The 18,125-nt window shown below is 61.4% G+C and carries 16 protein-coding genes; 15 read left to right on the top strand and 1 reads right to left on the bottom strand.

Annotation, left to right across the window (positions count from 1 at the left end; all coding sequences use genetic code 11):
- Nucleotides 1-2: 2 nt before the first annotated feature.
- Nucleotides 3-377 (top strand): DUF192 domain-containing protein, encoded by a 375-nt coding sequence (locus GTO89_RS03350; RefSeq protein WP_161260652.1) that lies wholly within the window; start codon nt 3-5, stop codon nt 375-377.
- A gap of 24 nt (nt 378-401) precedes the next feature.
- Here the strand turns inward: GTO89_RS03350 and GTO89_RS03345 are convergent, their stop codons facing one another.
- Nucleotides 402-2,249, bottom strand: coding sequence for an SMODS domain-containing nucleotidyltransferase (locus GTO89_RS03345; RefSeq protein ID WP_161260651.1), 1,848 nt, complete (start codon nt 2,247-2,249; stop codon nt 402-404).
- 172 nt (nt 2,250-2,421) lie between these two features.
- Here GTO89_RS03345 and GTO89_RS03340 point away from each other — a divergent pair, with 172 nt between their 5' ends.
- The 14 genes from GTO89_RS03340 (at nt 2,422) to carA (ending at nt 18,048) form a co-directional block, all read left to right on the top strand.
- Nucleotides 2,422-3,198 carry a class I SAM-dependent methyltransferase gene (locus GTO89_RS03340; RefSeq protein WP_161260650.1) on the top strand — a complete coding sequence of 259 codons (777 nt, stop codon included), beginning with the start codon at nt 2,422-2,424 and terminating at the stop codon, nt 3,196-3,198.
- A gap of 187 nt (nt 3,199-3,385) precedes the next feature.
- A complete protein-coding gene (groES, locus tag GTO89_RS03335) occupies nt 3,386-3,670 on the top strand; it encodes a co-chaperone GroES (RefSeq protein ID WP_161260649.1) in 285 nt (94 codons plus the stop codon).
- Between the two features lie 163 nt (nt 3,671-3,833).
- Nucleotides 3,834-5,471: a chaperonin GroEL gene (gene groL / locus GTO89_RS03330; RefSeq protein ID WP_161260648.1), complete on the top strand. Its 1,638-nt coding sequence runs from the start codon at nt 3,834-3,836 to the stop codon at nt 5,469-5,471.
- A gap of 296 nt (nt 5,472-5,767) precedes the next feature.
- Nucleotides 5,768-6,619, top strand: coding sequence for a hypothetical protein (locus tag GTO89_RS03325; RefSeq protein WP_161260647.1), 852 nt, complete (start codon nt 5,768-5,770; stop codon nt 6,617-6,619).
- Nucleotides 6,620-6,753: 134 nt separating this feature from the next.
- Nucleotides 6,754-7,566 (top strand): N-acetylmuramoyl-L-alanine amidase family protein, encoded by an 813-nt coding sequence (locus GTO89_RS03320; RefSeq protein WP_161260646.1) that lies wholly within the window; start codon nt 6,754-6,756, stop codon nt 7,564-7,566.
- Nucleotides 7,567-7,777: 211 nt separating this feature from the next.
- On the top strand, nt 7,778-8,236 hold the full coding sequence (locus tag GTO89_RS03315; RefSeq protein WP_161260645.1) for a nitrogen regulation protein NR(II): 459 nt from the start codon (nt 7,778-7,780) through the stop codon (nt 8,234-8,236).
- 207 nt (nt 8,237-8,443) lie between these two features.
- The gene (amrA, locus tag GTO89_RS03310; RefSeq protein WP_161260644.1) at nt 8,444-9,856 is read left to right on the top strand and encodes an AmmeMemoRadiSam system protein A; all 1,413 of its coding nucleotides are present in this window, start codon (nt 8,444-8,446) and stop codon (nt 9,854-9,856) included.
- Between the two features lie 156 nt (nt 9,857-10,012).
- A complete protein-coding gene (gene amrS, locus GTO89_RS03305) occupies nt 10,013-10,870 on the top strand; it encodes an AmmeMemoRadiSam system radical SAM enzyme (protein WP_161260643.1) in 858 nt (285 codons plus the stop codon).
- A gap of 104 nt (nt 10,871-10,974) precedes the next feature.
- Nucleotides 10,975-11,910: a DMT family transporter gene (locus GTO89_RS03300; RefSeq protein ID WP_161260642.1), complete on the top strand. Its 936-nt coding sequence runs from the start codon at nt 10,975-10,977 to the stop codon at nt 11,908-11,910.
- Between the two features lie 85 nt (nt 11,911-11,995).
- Entirely contained in the window at nt 11,996-13,051 is a 1,056-nt protein-coding gene (gene argC, locus GTO89_RS03295) for an N-acetyl-gamma-glutamyl-phosphate reductase (protein WP_161260641.1), read from the top strand.
- Nucleotides 13,052-13,191: 140 nt separating this feature from the next.
- Complete coding sequence (gene argJ, locus GTO89_RS03290) at nt 13,192-14,406, top strand: bifunctional glutamate N-acetyltransferase/amino-acid acetyltransferase ArgJ (RefSeq protein WP_161260640.1); 1,215 nt, start codon at nt 13,192-13,194, stop codon at nt 14,404-14,406.
- Between the two features lie 99 nt (nt 14,407-14,505).
- Nucleotides 14,506-15,393 (top strand): acetylglutamate kinase, encoded by an 888-nt coding sequence (gene argB, locus GTO89_RS03285; protein ID WP_161260639.1) that lies wholly within the window; start codon nt 14,506-14,508, stop codon nt 15,391-15,393.
- 190 nt (nt 15,394-15,583) lie between these two features.
- Nucleotides 15,584-16,813 (top strand): acetylornithine transaminase, encoded by a 1,230-nt coding sequence (locus GTO89_RS03280; RefSeq protein WP_161260750.1) that lies wholly within the window; start codon nt 15,584-15,586, stop codon nt 16,811-16,813.
- Nucleotides 16,810-18,048 carry a glutamine-hydrolyzing carbamoyl-phosphate synthase small subunit gene (gene carA, locus GTO89_RS03275; RefSeq protein ID WP_161260638.1) on the top strand — a complete coding sequence of 413 codons (1,239 nt, stop codon included), beginning with the start codon at nt 16,810-16,812 and terminating at the stop codon, nt 18,046-18,048. The genes GTO89_RS03280 and carA overlap by 4 nt, the downstream gene beginning before the upstream one ends.
- Nucleotides 18,049-18,125 lie beyond the last annotated feature (77 nt).

The raw sequence follows: 18,125 nt of genomic DNA, 5'->3' as shown, positions 1-18,125 counted from the left end.
TTTTGCTGACACCCCTGTACCAGTTGGCGATCGAACCGCATGGGGCGGCGGCGCGCCTTCTCCTGCCGGTCTGGGTCGACCTGGCCGACAGCTTCTGGCGCCGCCTGCGCGGGCTGCTCGACGAGACCGTCTTGCCGCCGGACCGGGGGTTGCTGCTGACCCCCTGCAACCAGATTCACACCGTCGGCATGGGATTTTCCATCGACGCGCTCTACCTGGACGGGCAAGGCGTGATCGTCGACATGGACGAAGCGTTGCCGCCTGGCCGGTTGGGGCGACGTCGCTCAGGCGCATGGTCGACGTTGGAACTGGCGGCGGGCACAGCGAGCCGGTTGGCGCTCCAGAAGGGCCACAGGCTCCGATTCACTCCGGCGTAGCGGCGCGAATGATTGCCGGCCGATCTAGACCCCGAATCCGGGCCCCAAGAGCGCCCGCCACTTGTTCTGAACCAGCAGGTATTGCTTTTGTTGCGCCAGGTTGACCGCCTCTGTGGCCAACTGGAGCGAGTGGGAGAGCAGCCGCCCGAACTGGTTGAAGGCGGCCGCGTTGGTCATCAGGTATCCGTCGACAAAGTAGGCGGGGTCGGAGGGATCGGCCAGGAAGGGTTTTCTCTGTTGGCTGAAGATCTGGTGGATGTAATGAAACCAGTTGTATAGCCCTTCCGGTCCCGGCTCGAGGCGGACCTTGCGCAGGAGCAGATCGGTGAGCATCTCCAGGTGCAACGTCCGCAGGATGCGGCAGTTGGTGCGCTGCCAGGCCCGCAGGATGCGGATCAGGGCGAGGAAGCTCGGCCCGTGCCGTCGGAAGGCCTCGGCCATCCACCGCTCCGGCGCCTGGGGATCGCGGGGAATCCACGTATCGGGTCCGTTGGGCAGGTAATAGGCCTCTTTTTCCTCCTCCACCAGAGCCAGCACCGGCGAGATGCGGAAGCTGTCCTCATGGCCCAGGACAAGGCAGGTTTCCTGTTCTTCCACATCGCGGTTCCACCCCATCTTCGACAGGGTCGCCCGAATCTGGCCGAGAACCTCTGTCACATTGGGCGTCGCGCCGTCGACCGGCGCGATTTCAACGATCAGATCCAGGCTCTTTTTCGGGCGGATCATCGTTCCGCGCATAAAGGATCCGCCCGGCCGGATCCGCCGCACCGGCAAAGCAGGCTGATCCTTCAGGGCATAGTGCATGTTCTGCAGCATCGTATAGACCTGATCGACATCCTCGCGATTCAAGCTGATTCGGCGCAGAAACTGCCGGAAGGCCTCATCGGCCACAGGAACCGGTTCGAGATAGGTCTGCACCAGCGGGGAAAGGCCGGCGGTGGCGGTAGAAACAGCGGCGGCCGTCGCTGCCGAGACGGGGGTGACGCCGTTCCCCAGAGGATTTGCGCCGTAGGCGGCCGTAGCGCCGGGACCGGCACTGCCGGCGGTCGGGACCGAATGGATCGTGGCGCTGCGACGCGCCGCTCCGGTGGGGGAGCCGCCTCCGGTGGTTCCCGTCGAAGCGGTGGGGGAAGGGCCCGCCGGGGTTGCGTTGATATTCCCGGCCAACTTTGCAAGCAGTTTTCCGGCGATGTTGCCCGGCGAGGGTGTGGCGGAGGAAGGGGGGGCGGCCTGAGCGCTCGCCGGTTGCGCCGCCGCCGGCTGGGTAAAGAAGCGGGACGGCTGGGCCGAGGAGGCGCTCTGTTCCTGGACAAAGCCCAGGTCGCTGTGGGACAGTTCATAAAGAGGCGTAAAAGACAGACCTTTTAGGTCCTGGATTCCGAGAAAACGGAAAATGATCGTATCGAGGCTTTTTAAGAGGGATTTGACGATCTGGAAGGTGGACTCGTCGAGCAGCACCTGATTGGGCGCGCTTTGGGAGGCCAGACGGGCGGCCATGTCGACGGCGGCCCCCAGGTAATCGGCGTCAGGGGTGCGCACCGGCGTCACCAGGCCGAAGGAGAGGCCGATTTTCGTCTGGAAGGGCAGATTTTCCTTGAGGATGGTGTATTTCACATCGAGGGCCGCCAGCAGCGCCGGCAGCGGATTCGGGAAGACGGCGTAAATGGCGTCGCCGATGTGCTTCACCACCTGGCCCTGATAGGCTTCGGCCGTCTCGGCGCAGAGTTGGTTATGGCGGAGGGAGAGGGCTACGCCTTCAACGGGCCCCAACTGCTGCTTGAGCCGTGTGGAATCGACAAGATCGAAAAAGACGTTGCAGAGGGCCACAGAGTCTTGCAGTTGTTTATATTGTGGAAACAGGCGATCGTTCATCGGAAAGCCCCCCGATTTTAGATGCGGCATTTATCTTTTTCTATCCTAATTTTGTCCGTTGATTTATCTGGTTGATCTTCTCCCTTTGATTGTCCCATCCCTGCTGCCGGGAAGGCGAGCAGCCGGAAAAATCCATTCCGGTTCATAAGAACGGTGAGGAGGCGCGCAGAAGATGGACGAACAGGAACAGCGGCGCATGTGGGCGGAGGAGGAAGACCACTGGTGGTACCGCGGCAAACGGATGCTGATCCGCGACCAGTTGATCGATGCCCTGTCCACAGAGGACCAGCGGCTTTGCCGAACGGGCGCTCAAGCGGAACGCCGCCTGCCGCGCATCCTCGACATCGGATGCGGCAGCGGGCGAACGATGGCGGAACTGGGCGATCTCGGTCACATCGAGGGGGTGGAGCCCTGCCGGCCTGCTGTCGAACAAGGGCGCCGCCGCGGATTTTTCGTTCACCAGGGGAGCGCCGAGCGGCTCCCCTTTGTCGATGAGACCTTTGACGCCCTCTTGCTGCTTGACGTCCTGGAACATCTTGACGACGATGGCGCCGCCTTGGCGGAGGCCTTTCGGGTGCTTCGCCCGGGGGGGCTGCTCCTGCTGACCGTGCCCGCTCATCCCTGGCTGTTCAGCCGCCATGACAGCGCCTTGGGCCATCGGCGGCGCTACAGCGCCGCCGATCTCCGGCGACTGCTGACCTCGTTGGACGGGCATGTGGAGCGGTTCTCCTACACGAATTTTTTTATTTTCCCGGCGGCAGTCCTGCTCCGGACCGCCGCGAAGGGTTGGGGGAGCGACCGGCGAGGCGGCGGCAGCCCACTGGTATCGGCATGGCTCGACCGGTTCTACCGCATCGAAGCCCGCTGGCTGCGGCGCTTCGCCTTTCCCGCCGGCCTGTCCCTCTATGCCCGCCTGCGCAAAGGAAGTTTCTCCAAAAAAGAAGGATGAAGGTGTATATTGGCAAAAGGTGTGGGAAATATTTAATTTCGGGAGCTAAATCAGCCAAACGACCGATCATGGTGTTTGCATCACTTTGGGCGGCTCCCTATTATAGTACTTGGGTGTTAGCACTCGACCAAGGTGAGTGCTAACAACGAGAACAAGGCTAAGCATCTGAAGGAGGGTACCGTTTCGTATGAACATCAAACCTTTGGCTGATCGGGTTGTATTGAAGCCCATCGAAGCGGAAGAAAAAACCGCCAGCGGCATCATCGTGCCGGACACCGCCAAAGAAAAACCCCAGCAAGGCGAAGTCGTGGCTGTGGGCATTGGCCGTCTGCTCGACAACGGCGAGCGGGCCGCTCTGGAAGTGGCTGTCGGCGACCGGGTCATCTACAGCAAATACTCGGGCACCGAAGTCAAACTGGACGGCGCCGAGTACCTGATTCTTAACGAACGCGACATCCTGGCCAAGCTGTAATCCACGCACACTTCAAGGCGTTCCCTTTACTTATAAGCGCAAACCCGATGGGACCCTGTCGCCGCAGCCGGCGTTACACAGCCGAGCATGTCAGAATCTCACGCCGGCGGACGGCTCGTGTCCCACCATGACTGCTGGAACTGTTAAGGAGGTAGACAACCCCATGGCGAAAATGATCGTTTTTAACGAAGAGGCCCGCCGTTCTCTGGAAAAAGGGGTTAACACCCTGGCGGAAGCCGTTCGTGTCACCCTTGGCCCCAAAGGCCGCAACGTCGTTCTGGAGAAGAAATTCGGCTCTCCCCTGATCACCAATGACGGTGTCACCATCGCCAAAGAAATCGAACTGGAAAACCCCATTGAAAACATGGGCGCCCAGCTCGTCAAAGAAGTCGCCACCAAGACCAACGACGTGGCCGGTGACGGCACCACCACCGCCACCATCCTGGCCCAAGCCATCATCCGCGAAGGCATGAAAAACGTCGCTGCCGGCGCCAACCCCATGGTGCTGAAGCGCGGCATCGAAACGGCTGTCGAGAAGGCTGTCGCTGAAATCAAAGCCATCTCCAAGCCTGTCGAAAGCAAAGAAGCCATCGCTCAGGTTGCGGCCATCTCCGCCGGCGACGCCACCATCGGCAGCCTGATCGCCGAAGCCATGGAGAAAGTCGGCAAAGACGGCGTCATCACCGTCGAAGAATCCAAAGGCTTCACCACCGACCTGGAAGTCGTCGAAGGCATGAACTTCGACCGCGGCTACATCTCCCCCTACATGATCACCGACCCCGACAAGATGGAGGCCGTCCTCAACGAGCCCTACATCCTGATCACCGATAAAAAGATCTCCTCCATCAAAGAGATCCTGCCCGTCCTCGAACGTGTCGTTCAAAGCGGCAAGCAGCTGATGATCATCGCCGAAGACGTGGAAGGCGAAGCCCTGGCCACCCTGGTCGTCAACAAACTGCGCGGCACCTTCACCTGTGTCGCCGTCAAAGCCCCCGGCTTCGGCGACCGCCGCAAAGCCATGCTGGAAGACATCGCCATCCTCACCGGCGGCCGCGTTGTTTCTGAAGAAGTCGGCATCAAGCTGGACAGCGCCACCATCGACATGCTGGGCCGCGCCCGTCAGGTCCGCATCAACAAGGAAGAAACCATCCTTGTTGACGGCGCCGGCAGCGCCGACGACATCAAAGCCCGCATCGCCCAGATCCGCCGTCAACATGAAGAGTCCACTTCCGAGTTCGACAAGGAAAAACTGCAAGAGCGCCTGGCCAAACTGGCTGGCGGCGTTGCCGTCATCCAAGTCGGCGCCGCGACCGAGACGGAACTGAAAGACAAGAAGCTGCGCATCGAAGACGCCCTGAACGCCACCCGCGCGGCCGTTGAAGAGGGCATCGTCCCTGGCGGCGGCACCGCTCTGGTCAGCATTCAGAAAGCCCTCGACAGCGTGGAAGTTCCCGCCGGCGACCAAGCGACCGGTGTGGCTATCATCCGCCGCTCCCTGGAAGAACCCCTCCGTCAAATCGCCAACAATGCCGGGTACGAAGGCTCCGTCGTTGTCGAGAAGGTCAAGTCCCTGCCCATCGGCCAAGGCTTCAACGCCGCCACCGAGGTGTATGAAGACATGATCGGCGCCGGCATCGTCGACCCCGCTAAAGTCACCCGTTCGGCCCTGCAAAACGCCGCTTCCATCGCCGCCATGCTGCTGACGACGGAAGCCATCGTCGCCGACAAGCCCGAGAAAAAAGAAGGCCCTGCGATGCCCCCCGGAATGGGCGGCATGGGCGGTATGGACATGGGGATGTAAGACCTGCCGCAAGGCTGGGTCGCCTCTCCTGACCATACCCAAGGATAGAGGAAAGACAAGAGGGATGCTGATGCAAGTCGGCATCCCTCTTTTTTTGTGCGCCCGGCATATACAATATCAATGCATTTATACACGAAATCGGAGTATCTTCCCCCGCCGTACAAGACTGCAACCCAAACATCGTATAACCATGTTTACGATCCAATTAGTGGAACAGACACACTAAAAGTGGTATACTATTAATGGGAATAAAAGCCCCTACGAAAGTAGGGGCTTTTTAAAAGGTGGTAAGAAAAATGAACGGAAACAAAAGAGGGGTCCTCCTTACCGCGTTGGCCGTCATCGTAGCAGCGGCGATCTTTATGTTTTATAAGCCGGTAGGTGTCGGTTCTCCGCGCGAAGTTGACAGATCCATACACTTTGTCAAGTCGAGTGGCTACATAGCGGGATATCCGGGGGATAAAGTCATGTTTCCTTGTGTCTTCTTAGTGGATACGCGAACGAGCGCCCAAGATCTGATTGCTGATGTCCAACTCCTGCATTCGGAAAACGTATCTCTGGAAAGTTGGCAAGTGTTTCCGGGAAGTGAGTACAAAGGCTATAAACTTGACAATATTACGCTGACCTTGCGTTTAGATCGGATTGGTGAAAGCCCGATAGAAGGTTTAAAAATCAAGTATAAAGACGATACAGAGCAGGTATATCCAATGGACAAAATGTTTGTCAAGGTCCTTCAAAAGGCAAGTTCAAATGTCGTCGTCGGATCGCAGGAGACGGCTGTCTCTCCACTGTCTCGAACCTCTTTTGATTTAAAGAATAATTCCAATGACAAGGTTACGTTGGAAGGCATCTCCTTTATTTCCAACGAGATTTCCCCCGATAAAATCGTGGTCACGAAAGGTGACACCAAATACGATCATATAAATGGGATCATCTTAGCGCCGGCAGAAACGGTGTCTGTTTCCCTTGAAGTTGCGCGTAAGGAAGAAAGCGATGTTTTCTTCGCTCGACCGTTGTTGCAATATAATTTGGCCGGCCAGAGATATACAGAATGCGTAACCTTGGGAACCTTGTACGGCTTGCCCTTTAGCGAAGAAAAAATGCAAAAGGTGTATGATCGTCTCACCGGCCAATCGAAGCAACGTTGAAAGGGTGCTCAACGATATCCTAGGGTTCAACCAAAAACCGGGGCGCTGTCTGATAAAGATGGCGCCTCTTTTGCATTGGGGGGTCTTCCCGCATTTTTTACGGCATATGTTTTTTGCAGGAAGGGGGTTGTACCGTGCGTTCGGTGTACATGATCGTGGGCAAACATCCCCGGATGTGGGTGACCGCCGTCATGGCCCTATCGGCCATCCTCCTCTATGGGGGCGTCAATCAGTTGTTGGAGGATCGGACTGTGCTGACCTTCTCCGGGGTGATCCAGGACAAGGTCGTCGCCATCGACCCCGGCCATGGCGGTGAAGACGGCGGCGCCAAGGGAACCCGGGGAACCCAGGAGAAAGTCGTCAACCTGCTGATCGCAAAGAAGGTGGTCGACCAGTTGAATCAAGCCGGCGGCAAAGCGATTCTCACCCGCGAGAATGAAGACAACGTTTCCGTCGGTCCCTGGAGCCAGCGCAGCGAACTGACAAAACGTGTGGAAAAGGCCCAAGGGGCCAACGCGCTGGTCTATGTGTCCATCCATGCCAATAGCTTCCCCATGGCGCCGGCCTGTCAGGGACCTCAGACCTTCTATCAACCGGGGTCGGCGGAAGGGAAACGATTGGCCTTGCATATCCAGAAGGAGATGACCAAGCGCGTCGGCAATAAAGACGGGCGGCAGGCCAAGGCTGAAGACTACTTTGTCCTGCGCATGACCAAATGTCCGGCCGTGATGGTGGAGACGGGCTTTTTGTCCAACGCGGCCGAAGAGGCGCTGCTGCTCCGGGACGATTACCAGGAGAAGCTGGCTCAAGGCATCGCCACCGGCATCGCCCGCTACCTGGGCGGAGAACCGGCGGAAGAGCCGAAGGGCGCCGCGACCGACCAGGCGCCGGGCGGCTTCATCCCCGAGGTGGACCGGGCGGTGTCGCCGGGGTTACTGGATTCGTAAGGACGCCGGGGAAAACAAGACCGGGGAAAGAGAGAGGCCCTGTCACCGAACTTTTCGGTAGGGGGGCCTCCTTGTTTTTGGCAAGGCCAAAAATTAAAATATATGGAAATTAGAATCTAGGTTTACGAAAATGATCGTACGGTGGATGCAGGGATTTAGAAGAGAAGAAAGAATAATTATTAATATTAGCAGTGAGAAAGGGGGGCTTCTTATGGAACACGCACAGGATCACCGTGCCGCTGTCAGCAGGTGCGAAGAACGGGAAGCCCAACTGAAACGCTTTATCCAGGTGCTCCAAGAAAATGAGAACCGGTACATGACGATCCTCAATTCCCTTCCCATGCAACTGGTGGTTTTGGATGGGAAGGGTTACATCACCTTTGTCAATCACGAGTGGGAGCGCAACGCCATCGAAAACGACATCGCCGATCCATCGCTGGCGGGCGTCGGCATCAACTACTTGAAAATCTGCCGTTCCGCCATCGATCAGGGTTGTGACGAAGTGCGCCCCATCTATGAGGGAATCCTTTCCGTTTTAGAGGGAAAGGTGAAGGCCTTTGCTTACGACTATGACTGCGCCACGCCGCGGGGGAATGAACGATTCCAGATCACCGTTACGCCGGTGAACGATGAAAAGGGCGGCGTGATCATCACGCATGTGGGTAAATAACGGCGACAAGCGCCTGCCGGTCCCGCCTCGGGAAGGGCAGGTTTTTTCATGCCCTTCTGCTGAAAAGGCGGCGCAGCCTGGCCATTGCCGGCTGATCCGATCGTATAAAGGCGCGACAGGAGAAAACACTACCATTGGGTTGGACTTGCGGTACAATAGAAATGGAAAGCAATGCCCTTTCTGGGCAACCCCTAGGGAGGTGTTCCCATGACAGTCGTCTTTGGCGGTGTGTCGCCCCATCCGCCGATCATCGTGCCGGCCGTGGGCGGCCGCGAACTGCCCCGCGTCCAGAAGACCCTTGACGCCATGCGGGCTTGGGCGAAGGAATGCCTGGAACAGGATCCCGACACGGTGATCATCATCAGCCCCCATGGCCCTGTCTTTCAGGATGCCATCGCCGTCACCGCCTTTCCTCGCCTTCGTGGCGATCTGGCCCGGTTCAACGCCCCCGAGGTGAAGGCCGAAGTGGAAAACGACCTGCCCCTCCTGTCGGCCGTCATCGACCAGGCCAAGCGCCACGGCGTCAGCATCGCCGCGATCGACGACAGCCTGGCAGAGCGGTTTTCCATTGAAAACGAACTCGATCACGGCACCATGGTGCCGCTCTATTTTCTCCTGGAAGCGGGCTTTCGCGGCAAGGTGGTCCCTGTCGCCATGGCCCTGCTGCCCCGGGAAGAGCTCTTCCGCTTTGGCATCGCCCTGCGCGAGGCCATCGATGCGACTCCCCGCCGGGTCGCCCTGATCGCCTCCAGCGACCTCTCCCATCGCCTGACGAAAGACGCGCCGGCGGGCTATCACCCGGAGGCGCACGACTTTGACAAGGCGATTGAGCGGGCCTTTGGCGTTTGGGAGTTGGACGACCTGTTGACCATGGAAGAGAGTCTTTGCGAGAAGGCCGGCGAATGCGGCTACCGGCCGCTGCTCATGCTGGCTGGCGCCTTTGACCGGCCGGGAGCGAAGAGCCGTGTCTACAGCTATGAAGGCCCCTTTGGCGTCGGCTACCTCGTCGGATCGGTCACCGACGGGGGAGAGGCGGGAGAGGCATCTGCCATGGGTGAAGGCCGCCTCGCCCGCTACATTCAGGGGCGGCGCGATAAAATTGAACGGTCCCGCGCCGGCGAATCGATCTACGTCCGCTTTGCCCGCCAGACCCTGGAGGCCCATGTGGCCAAGGAACCGCTGCCGCCGATCCCGGCGGAACTGGCCACGGCGGAGCCGGCCGGCGTCTTCGTTTCGATCAAAATGCAGGGCCAACTGCGCGGCTGCATCGGCACGATCGAGCCGACGCGAGAGAGCCTGGGCGAGGAGATCCGCCAGAACGCCATCAGCGCCGGCGCCAACGACCCGCGCTTTTTCCCTGTCGAAGAAGACGAACTGGATGAACTGGTCTACTCCGTCGACGTCCTCATGCCTGAGGAACCGATCCAGTCGACGGACGAACTCGATCCCCAGCGCTACGGCGTCATCGTCCGCGCCGGTCGCCAGCAGGGGCTCTTGCTGCCCATGCTGGACGGCGTCGATACGGTGGAGGAGCAGGTGCGCATCGCTCGGCAGAAAGCCGGCATCCCGGAAGGGAAGGCGGTCGACTTGTCGCGCTTTGAGGTTGTGCGCCACCACTGACGGCGGATCGCTCACCAGCGGAAAAAGAGAGCAGGACCGGCTCGACAACCTCTGGCCGGTCATTTTTTTGTCGAGAAACGTTGCATCTTGGCTTTGAAAAGGGTATGTATAAGGGGAGAGCGTCCCTTCGCCGGCCATACAAAGGAGGGAACCACGGTGCTGCGGGAAGCCCTGTTCTACGAAGCCGACCCGCCTCAGGTCCACTGTGTCCTCTGTCCCTGGCATTGCCACATCCCCGAGGGGAAGGTGGGCGTCTGCCGGGTACGGATGAACGAAAAAGGGACTTTATACAGCCTCAACTACGGCAAAGTCACCGGCGCCAGCCTCGATCCGATCGAGAAAAAGCCCCTCCGTCGCTTTCATCCCGGCAGCCGGATCCTCTCCCTGGGCACACTGGGCTGCAACTTCGACTGTGGCTTCTGCCAAAACTACCACATCGCCCAGCGGGACGCCGATTCCCGGGAGATCACCCCTGACGAGGCTGTCGCCCTGGCCCGGGAGACAGCAGCCGACGGCAACATCGGCATCGCCTACACCTACTCGGAACCGAGCGTCTGGTTCGAGTACATCTACGACACGGCCCCCCTGGTCCGGGCGGCAGGGCTGAAAAACGTCCTCGTCACCAACGGCTATATCGAGGAAGCGCCCCTGAAGGCGCTGCTGCCCCATATCGACGCCGTCAACCTGGACATCAAGGGCTTCACGGAAGACTACTACAGCGGTGTCTGCAAAGGCCGCCTCGAACCGGTTCTCCGTTCGGCCAAACTGTACAAAGCCGCCTGCCACCTGGAGATCACCACCCTCGTCGTGCCCGGAAAAAACGACAGCGACGAGGAACTGGGGGCGCTCTTTGACTGGGTCGCCGGTGAGTTGGGCCGGGATACGCCCTTGCACCTGAGCCGCTACTACCCCATGTACCGCTTCACCGAGCAGCCCACCCCGCGGGAGACGATGGAGCGGGCGGCCGAACTGGCCCGTCAGCGCCTCGATTCGGTCTTCCTCGGGAACCTCTGAGGCCAACAGCAACCAATGAACGACGCCCATGCCCCGAAAGCGGCGCACAGGCGGCAGACCAAACAACAAAGATACCGCACGTTGCCAAGAAAGGACACAAGAGAATGCATCACCAAGGTTCATCCCGCGTCTCCCCCCTGACGGCCGACCTGATCCTGCTCTCCGTGGCGGCCATCTGGGGGGGCACCTTTGTGGCTGTCAAAAACGCCATCGCCATCATGCCCCCCTATACCTTTTTGGCCATCCGCTTCCTCATCGCCGGGCTCTTCCTGGCCGTCGTCGCCGGCCGTCGCTGGCGCAGCCTGACCGGCGCCACCATCCGCCACGGCGCCTTGCTCGGCAGTTGTCTCTTCGGCGGCTATGCCTTGCAGACCATCGGCCTCCAGTACACCACCTCATCCCATGCCGGCTTTATCACCGGCTTGTCCGTCGTCCTGGTGCCCCTCGTCAGTTGGTTCATCCTCAAACAGGCCCCCCGCAGCGGCGTCCTCGCTGGCATCGTCCTGGCCGTCGTCGGCCTGGGTCTGCTCACCCTCACCGATGACCTGACGATGAACCCCGGCGACCTGCTCGTCCTGGGCTGCGCCTTCTGTTTTGGCCTACATATCTTTTTCGCCGGCCAGTTCACATCCCGCCACGACCCGATGCTGCTCTCGATCATGCAGATCTTCGCCGTCAGCATCGCCTGCGCCGCCTTTGCCTTTTTCTCCGACCCGCCGCTGGCGGCGGATCAGTTCCAGAGCGAAGTCTGGACCGCCCTGGCCTTGACGGCCATCCCGGCCACCTCGCTGGCCTTCCTGGCCCAGATGTATTTTCAAAAATTCACCACCGCCACCCGGACGGCGCTCATCTTCGCCACAGAGCCGGTCTTCGCCCTCATCTTCGGCGTCGCCCTTGCCGGTGAGGCGCTTACCCTGCGGGGCGCCCTCGGCGGTGTCCTCGTCATGGCCGGGATCGTCGCCTCCGAGATGATCGGCGCAGGCGAATCGGGCGACGCCGGCGTCGACGAGTGTGACGACGCTGAAGGCGAGGCCGCATAAGATAAAAATCGGGATTGAATGATTATACATGAAACCGTATAATTATTCTTGTATTATGCATACCGTTAAGGAGGTCGGCCGATCCATGATTCGAGCAGCGATTGTAGGAGCCACCGGATACACAGGCGCAGAACTGGTGCGCCTGTTGACCCGGCACCGGGAAGTGGAACTTGTCGGACTGACCTCCCGCCAATATGCGGATCAGCCCTACACCACCGTCTACCCCCACCTGAGCGGACAGGTGGATCTGAACTGCCAGACCCAGGACATCGACGCCGTCACCGACGCCGCCGACGTGCTCTTTCTGGCCCTGCCCCACGGCCTGTCCGTCCCCTGGGTGGCCGCATGTGTGGGCAAAGGGAAAAAGGTCGTCGACCTGGGCGCCGATTTTCGCCTCCGCCGGGCCGCCGTCTACGAACAGTGGTACCGTGTCACCCATGAAGCGCCGGAACTGCTGGCCGAGGCCGTCTACGGCTTGCCGGAACTGAAGCGGGAGCGGATCCGAACCGCCCGCATCGTCGCCAACCCCGGCTGTTACCCGACGGCTTCGCTGTTGAGCGTCGCCCCCCTCTGCGGCCAGGGCATCGTCCGGGAAGACCGCCTGATCATCGACGCCAAGTCGGGCGCCTCCGGCGCCGGCCGCAACGCCAACGTGGGCAACCTCTACGGCGAAGTCAACGAAAACGTGAAAGCCTACAACGTGGCCAAACACCGCCACAACCCCGAGATCGAGCAGGAGGTGGCCGAGCGGGCCGGCCTCGATCCTGACGCCATGGCCATCACATTCACGCCCCACCTGATGCCCATGACGCGGGGCATCCTGGCCACCGTCTACGCCGACCTTAAAGAGGGCCTTCGCCCCTCGGCCGAAGAGGTGCGCGACCTGTACCGCCAATTCTACGCCAACGAGCCCTTCATCCACGTCATGGACGAAGGCGTCTGGCCCCAAACCAAGTGGTCCTACGGCTCCAACCACGCCTTCATCGGCCTCACCGTCGAAGGGCGGACCGGCCGGATCATCATCACCACCGCCATCGACAACCTGGTCAAGGGCGCTTCCGGCCAAGCCATTCAGAATATGAACCTCCTCTTCGGCCTGCCTGAGACGACAGGCCTTGAGGCGGCAGGGATTTATCCCTGATTCAGGTCACCGCTGTTGACTCACCGGGAGACTCACCCGGCGAACCCCCCGGTGACGCAAGCGACCGGAACGGTAACACCCCCCCTGCAAAAAAACCTGTCAAGAAGACAGGATCTGCGATAGAGACAGGAGCGACGACCATGCAAGAGCCGATTGCCATCCACCCGGGCGGGGTCACCTCGCCCAAGGGCTTTCAAGCCGCCGGCATCCCCGCCGGCATCAAAAAACCGGGCGTTCTCGACATGGCCCTCATCGTCAGCGACCGCCCCGCCGCCGCCGCCGCCGTCTACACGACGAACCGGGTGAAAGCGGCGCCCTTGCAGGTGACGAAGGAACATATCGCCGCCGGCCCTCTCAAAGCCATCGTCGTCAACGCCGGCAACGCCAACGCCTGCACCGGTGAACAGGGCCTCGCCGACGCCCGCGCCACGACGGCCCATGTGGCCAACGCTCTGGGCGTCGCCGCCGAAACCGTCGCCGTCGCCTCGACCGGCGTCATCGGCCAACCCCTGCCCATGGTAAAAATCCTCGCCGGCGTCGACGTCCTCGCCGCCGCGATCTCGCCGGAAGGCGGGGAAGAGGCTGCCCAGGCGATCATGACGACGGACCTCGTCGCCAAAACCGGCAAAGTGGAGATCGCCCTCGGCGGCCAGACCGTCACCATCGGCGCCATGGCCAAAGGCTCCGGCATGATCCACCCGAACATGGCCACCATGCTCGCCTTTTACACGACCGACGCCAACATCGCGCCGGCGCTCCTCCAACAGGCGCTGCGGGCGGCCACGAAAGTCTCCTACAACATGATCTCCGTCGACGGCGACACATCGACGAACGACATGGCCATCATTCTCGCCAACGGCCAGAGCGGCGCCCCGGCCATTGAGGCGGAAGGCCCCGAATACGCCGCCTTCACCGCCGCCCTGACGGCCCTCTCGATCCACCTGGCCAAAATCATGGCCCGCGACGGCGAAGGGGCCACCAAGCTGATCGAAGCCCGCGTCGAAGGGGCGGCCACCGCTGAAGACGCCCGCAAAGCCGCCATGGCCATCATCAAATCGAACCTCTTCAAGTGCGCGGTCTTCGGCAACGACGCCAACTGGGGCCGCGTCATGTGCGCCATCGGCTACTCGGGCGCCCAATTCGACCCCGCCAAGGTGGACGTCTTCCTCGGCTCCGTCCAGACGGCCCGCCAGGGCATGGCCCTTCCCTTTTCGGAAGAGGAGGCCTCGAAAGTCCTCTCCGCCGGCGAGGTCACCGTCACTGTCTGCCTGAACGACGGCGACGCCAGCGCCACCGCCTGGGGCTGCGACCTGACCTATGACTACGTGAAGATCAACGCCGATTACCGGAGTTAAAAAAGGCGGCCCGCGATCCAGCAGAAGGCCAATCGCCGGCCCAGCGGCAGCGCCATAATAGATAGCATCGATTTGATCGCCAAAAAGGGAGAGACACCATTGATAAAAGCGTTAGAGAAAGCGGGCATCCTCGTCGAAGCCCTGCCCTATATCAAAAAATTCTCCGGCAAAACCGTCGTTATCAAATACGGCGGCGCCGCCATGGTCAATGACCAGCTCAAAGAAGCCGTCATCATGGACATCATCCTGATGAAACTCGTCGGCATCCATCCCGTCGTCGTCCACGGCGGCGGCCCCGAGATCAACCACATGCTCGAGCGCCTGGGCCTGCAGAGCCGGTTCATCCAGGGCCTGCGCGTCACCGATGACGCCACCATGGAAGTCGTCGAGATGGTCCTCGCCGGCAAGGTGAACAAAGAGATCGTCGCCCTGATCCAGCGCTTCGGCGGCAAGGCCGTCGGCCTCTGCGGCAAAGACGGCGGCCTGATCCAGGCGAAAAAACGCTTTGAACACGTCAAAAACGAAGCTGGTGTGCGGGTGCCCACCGACATCGGCTTCGTCGGCGACGTGGTCGCCATCGAACCGGGCCTCCTGCGGGAACTGGCCGACCGTGGCTTCATCCCCGTCATCGCGCCCATCGGCGTCGGCGAAAACGGCGAGGCCTACAACATCAACGCCGACACGGTCGCCGGCGAAATCGCCCAGGCGCTGGAAGCCGACAAACTGGTCTTGCTCACCGACGTGGAAGGCATCCTGCGCGACCGCAAGGACACGGCCAGCCTCATCTCGTCGCTGCACATCGAAGAGGTGCCGGCCCTCGTCGACGAGGGCATCATCAGCGGCGGCATGATCCCGAAGGTGGGCTGCTGCGTCGAAGCGCTCCAGGGCGGTGTCGGCCAGACCCACATCATCGACGGCCGGTTGCCGCACTCGCTGCTCCTCGAAGTCTTCACCGACAAGGGGATCGGCACCATGGTCCTCAAGTAGCGGCGATTCGTCACGCCGGCCTGGGCGGCGCGCCGCCCAGGCGCAGCGAGCCGCTTCGGACCAGCGCGCCGCCCAGGACAAAAAAAGGCCGGCGCGGCAGAATCTCTGTACGGAATAGATCGCGTCTTTTTGCGGCCAACAACCGCTTCATAAAAAAATAAGAACGGGGGGATCGGCGGTGACCGGGATGATGAACAACGCCCAGATCGTCGAACTGGGAAAGAAATATGTGATGAACACCTATGGCAGACTGCCCATCTCGCTCGTGAAAGGGCAGGGCGCCCGCGTATGGGACGCCGATGGCCGGGAATACCTCGACTTCTTGGCAGGCCTGGCCGTCAACTCCCTGGGCCACTGTCACCCGAAGGTCGTTGACGCCCTTACGCAACAGGCGGCGACGCTGCTGCACGTCTCCAACCTCTACTGGATCGAGCCGCAGGTCAAGCTGGCCCAGGCGCTCGTGGAAAACTCCTTCGCCGACAAGGTCTTTTTCTGCAACTCCGGCGCGGAAGCGAACGAAGGGGCCATCAAGCTGGCCCGCAAATACGCCAAAAAGACCTGGGGCCCTGACAAATACGAGATCATCACCATGGAAAAATCCTTCCACGGCCGCACCTTGGCCACCGTCACCGCCACGGCGCAGCCCAAATACCAGAAAGACTACGAACCGCTGCCCCAGGGCTTCCGCTACGCCCCCTTCGGCGACCTGAAGGCCCTGGAAAAAGCGATCACCGCCAACACCTGCGCCATCATGGTCGAGCCCGTTCAGGGCGAAGGCGGCGTCAACCTGGCCGACCCCGCCTACTGGCAGGGCCTCGCCAAACTGGCCGAAACGAACAACCTCCTGCTGATCTTTGACGAGGTCCAGTGCGGCCTTGGCCGGACGGGCAAGCTCTTCGCCCATGAGCACTACGGCGTCACGCCCCACATCATGACCCTGGCCAAAGCCCTCGCCGGCGGCGCCCCCATGGGCGCGCTCCTCGCCACAGACGACGTGGCCCAGGCCTTCCAGCCGGGCGACCACGCCTCCACCTTCGGCGGCAACCCCCTCGTCGCCGCCGCCGGCGTCGCCGTCATGGACGTTCTCCTGAAGGACGGCCTGATGGACAACTGCCGCGAAGTGGGCGCCTACTTCATGGGCCACCTGCGCCGCCTCCAGGAAAAATACCCCCTGATCCAAGGGGTGCGCGGCCTTGGCCTCATGGTCGCCTGCGAACTCGACCGCCCCGGCGCGGACATCGTCGCCGAGTGCCTGAAAAAAGGCCTGATCATCAACTGCACCGCCGTCAAGGTATTGCGCTTTTTGCCGCCCCTCACCATCACGAAAGCCGATGTGGACGAAGCCGTCGCCGTCTTGGAGGAAGTCCTCGCCGGCGTCGCCGCCGCCGACTCGGCCGCCACAGGAGGGCAAGGGCAATGACAGCAGTAAAACCGGCCGCCGCCTACCTCCTGCTGGAAGACGGGACCCTTTTCAAGGGGATCCCCTTCGGCTACCGGGGAAGCAGCACCGGCGAGGTGGTCTTCAACACCGGCATGACCGGCTACCAAGAGGTCCTCACCGACCCCTCCTACGCCGGCCAGATCGTGACCATGACCTATCCCCTCATCGGCAACTACGGCATCAACGCCGCCGACGCCGAATCGACGAAACCCCAGGTGCGGGGCTACATCGTCCGCGAAGCCTGTGCCCGCCCCTCCAACTACCGTTCTGAAAAAACGCTCGATCACTACCTGGCCCAGCACGGCATCCCCGGCCTGGCCGGCATCGATACGCGCTCATTGACCCGGCGCATCCGCGAGCACGGCACCCTGCGCGGCGTGATCCACAACGGCCCGAGCAGGGCCGGCCTGGCCGACAGCGCCCCCTGGGAAGGGGAGGCCCTTGCCAACCTGCGCGTCGGCGGCCGCACCTCCCTGGAAGCCATCTTCGCCCACATGGATGAAGCGAGCTACATCCAGTGGATCGAATACCTCACCGCCATCCGCCACCTGCCTGTGGCCGGCCCCCATCTGGTGAACTCGGTCACGACGCCCCAGGCCTACGTCATCCCCGGCGACGGCTGCCGCGTCGCCGTCCTCGACTTCGGCATCAAGGAAAACATCCTGCGCATGCTCAAAGCCCTTGACTGCCACCTGATGGTCTTCCCGGCGAACACGACCGCCGAAGCGATCCGCGCCGCCAACCCCGACGGCCTCTTCCTGAGCAACGGCCCCGGCGACCCGAAAGACGTGGCCCCGGCCATCAAGACCATCGCCGACTTCCTCCGCCCGGCGTCCCCGGCCCATTCGCTGCCCATCTTCGGCATCTGCCTCGGCCACCAGCTCCTCGCCCTGGCCGCCGGCGCCGATACCTACAAACTCAAATTCGGCCACCGCGGCGCCAACCACCCTGTCAAGGACCTGCGGACGGGCCGCGTCTTCATCACCTCCCAAAACCACGGCTACGCCATCGACGAAAAAACCCTCCCGGCCGGCCTCACCGTCAGCCACCGCAACGGCAACGACGACACCGTCGAAGGCCTTCGCCACGAGCGGCTGCCGATCTACTCGGTCCAGTACCACCCGGAAGCGGCCCCTGGCCCCCACGACTCGGCCTACCTCTTTGATGAGTTTATTGATAATATGAAAGAGCGCCTGGCGAAGGCGTCGGCCTAAATCCCGGTCGAACGCCGCCTGCCTCTTTGCCTGGCTTGCCTCATGGTTTTCAAGCTCATGGCGCGGGCTTGCCCCGC

The sequence above is a fragment of the Heliomicrobium gestii genome (assembly GCF_009877435.1).
Lineage (GTDB): Bacteria > Bacillota > Desulfitobacteriia > Heliobacteriales > Heliobacteriaceae > Heliomicrobium > Heliomicrobium gestii.
This window is presented reverse-complemented; position numbering and strand designations above follow the sequence as displayed.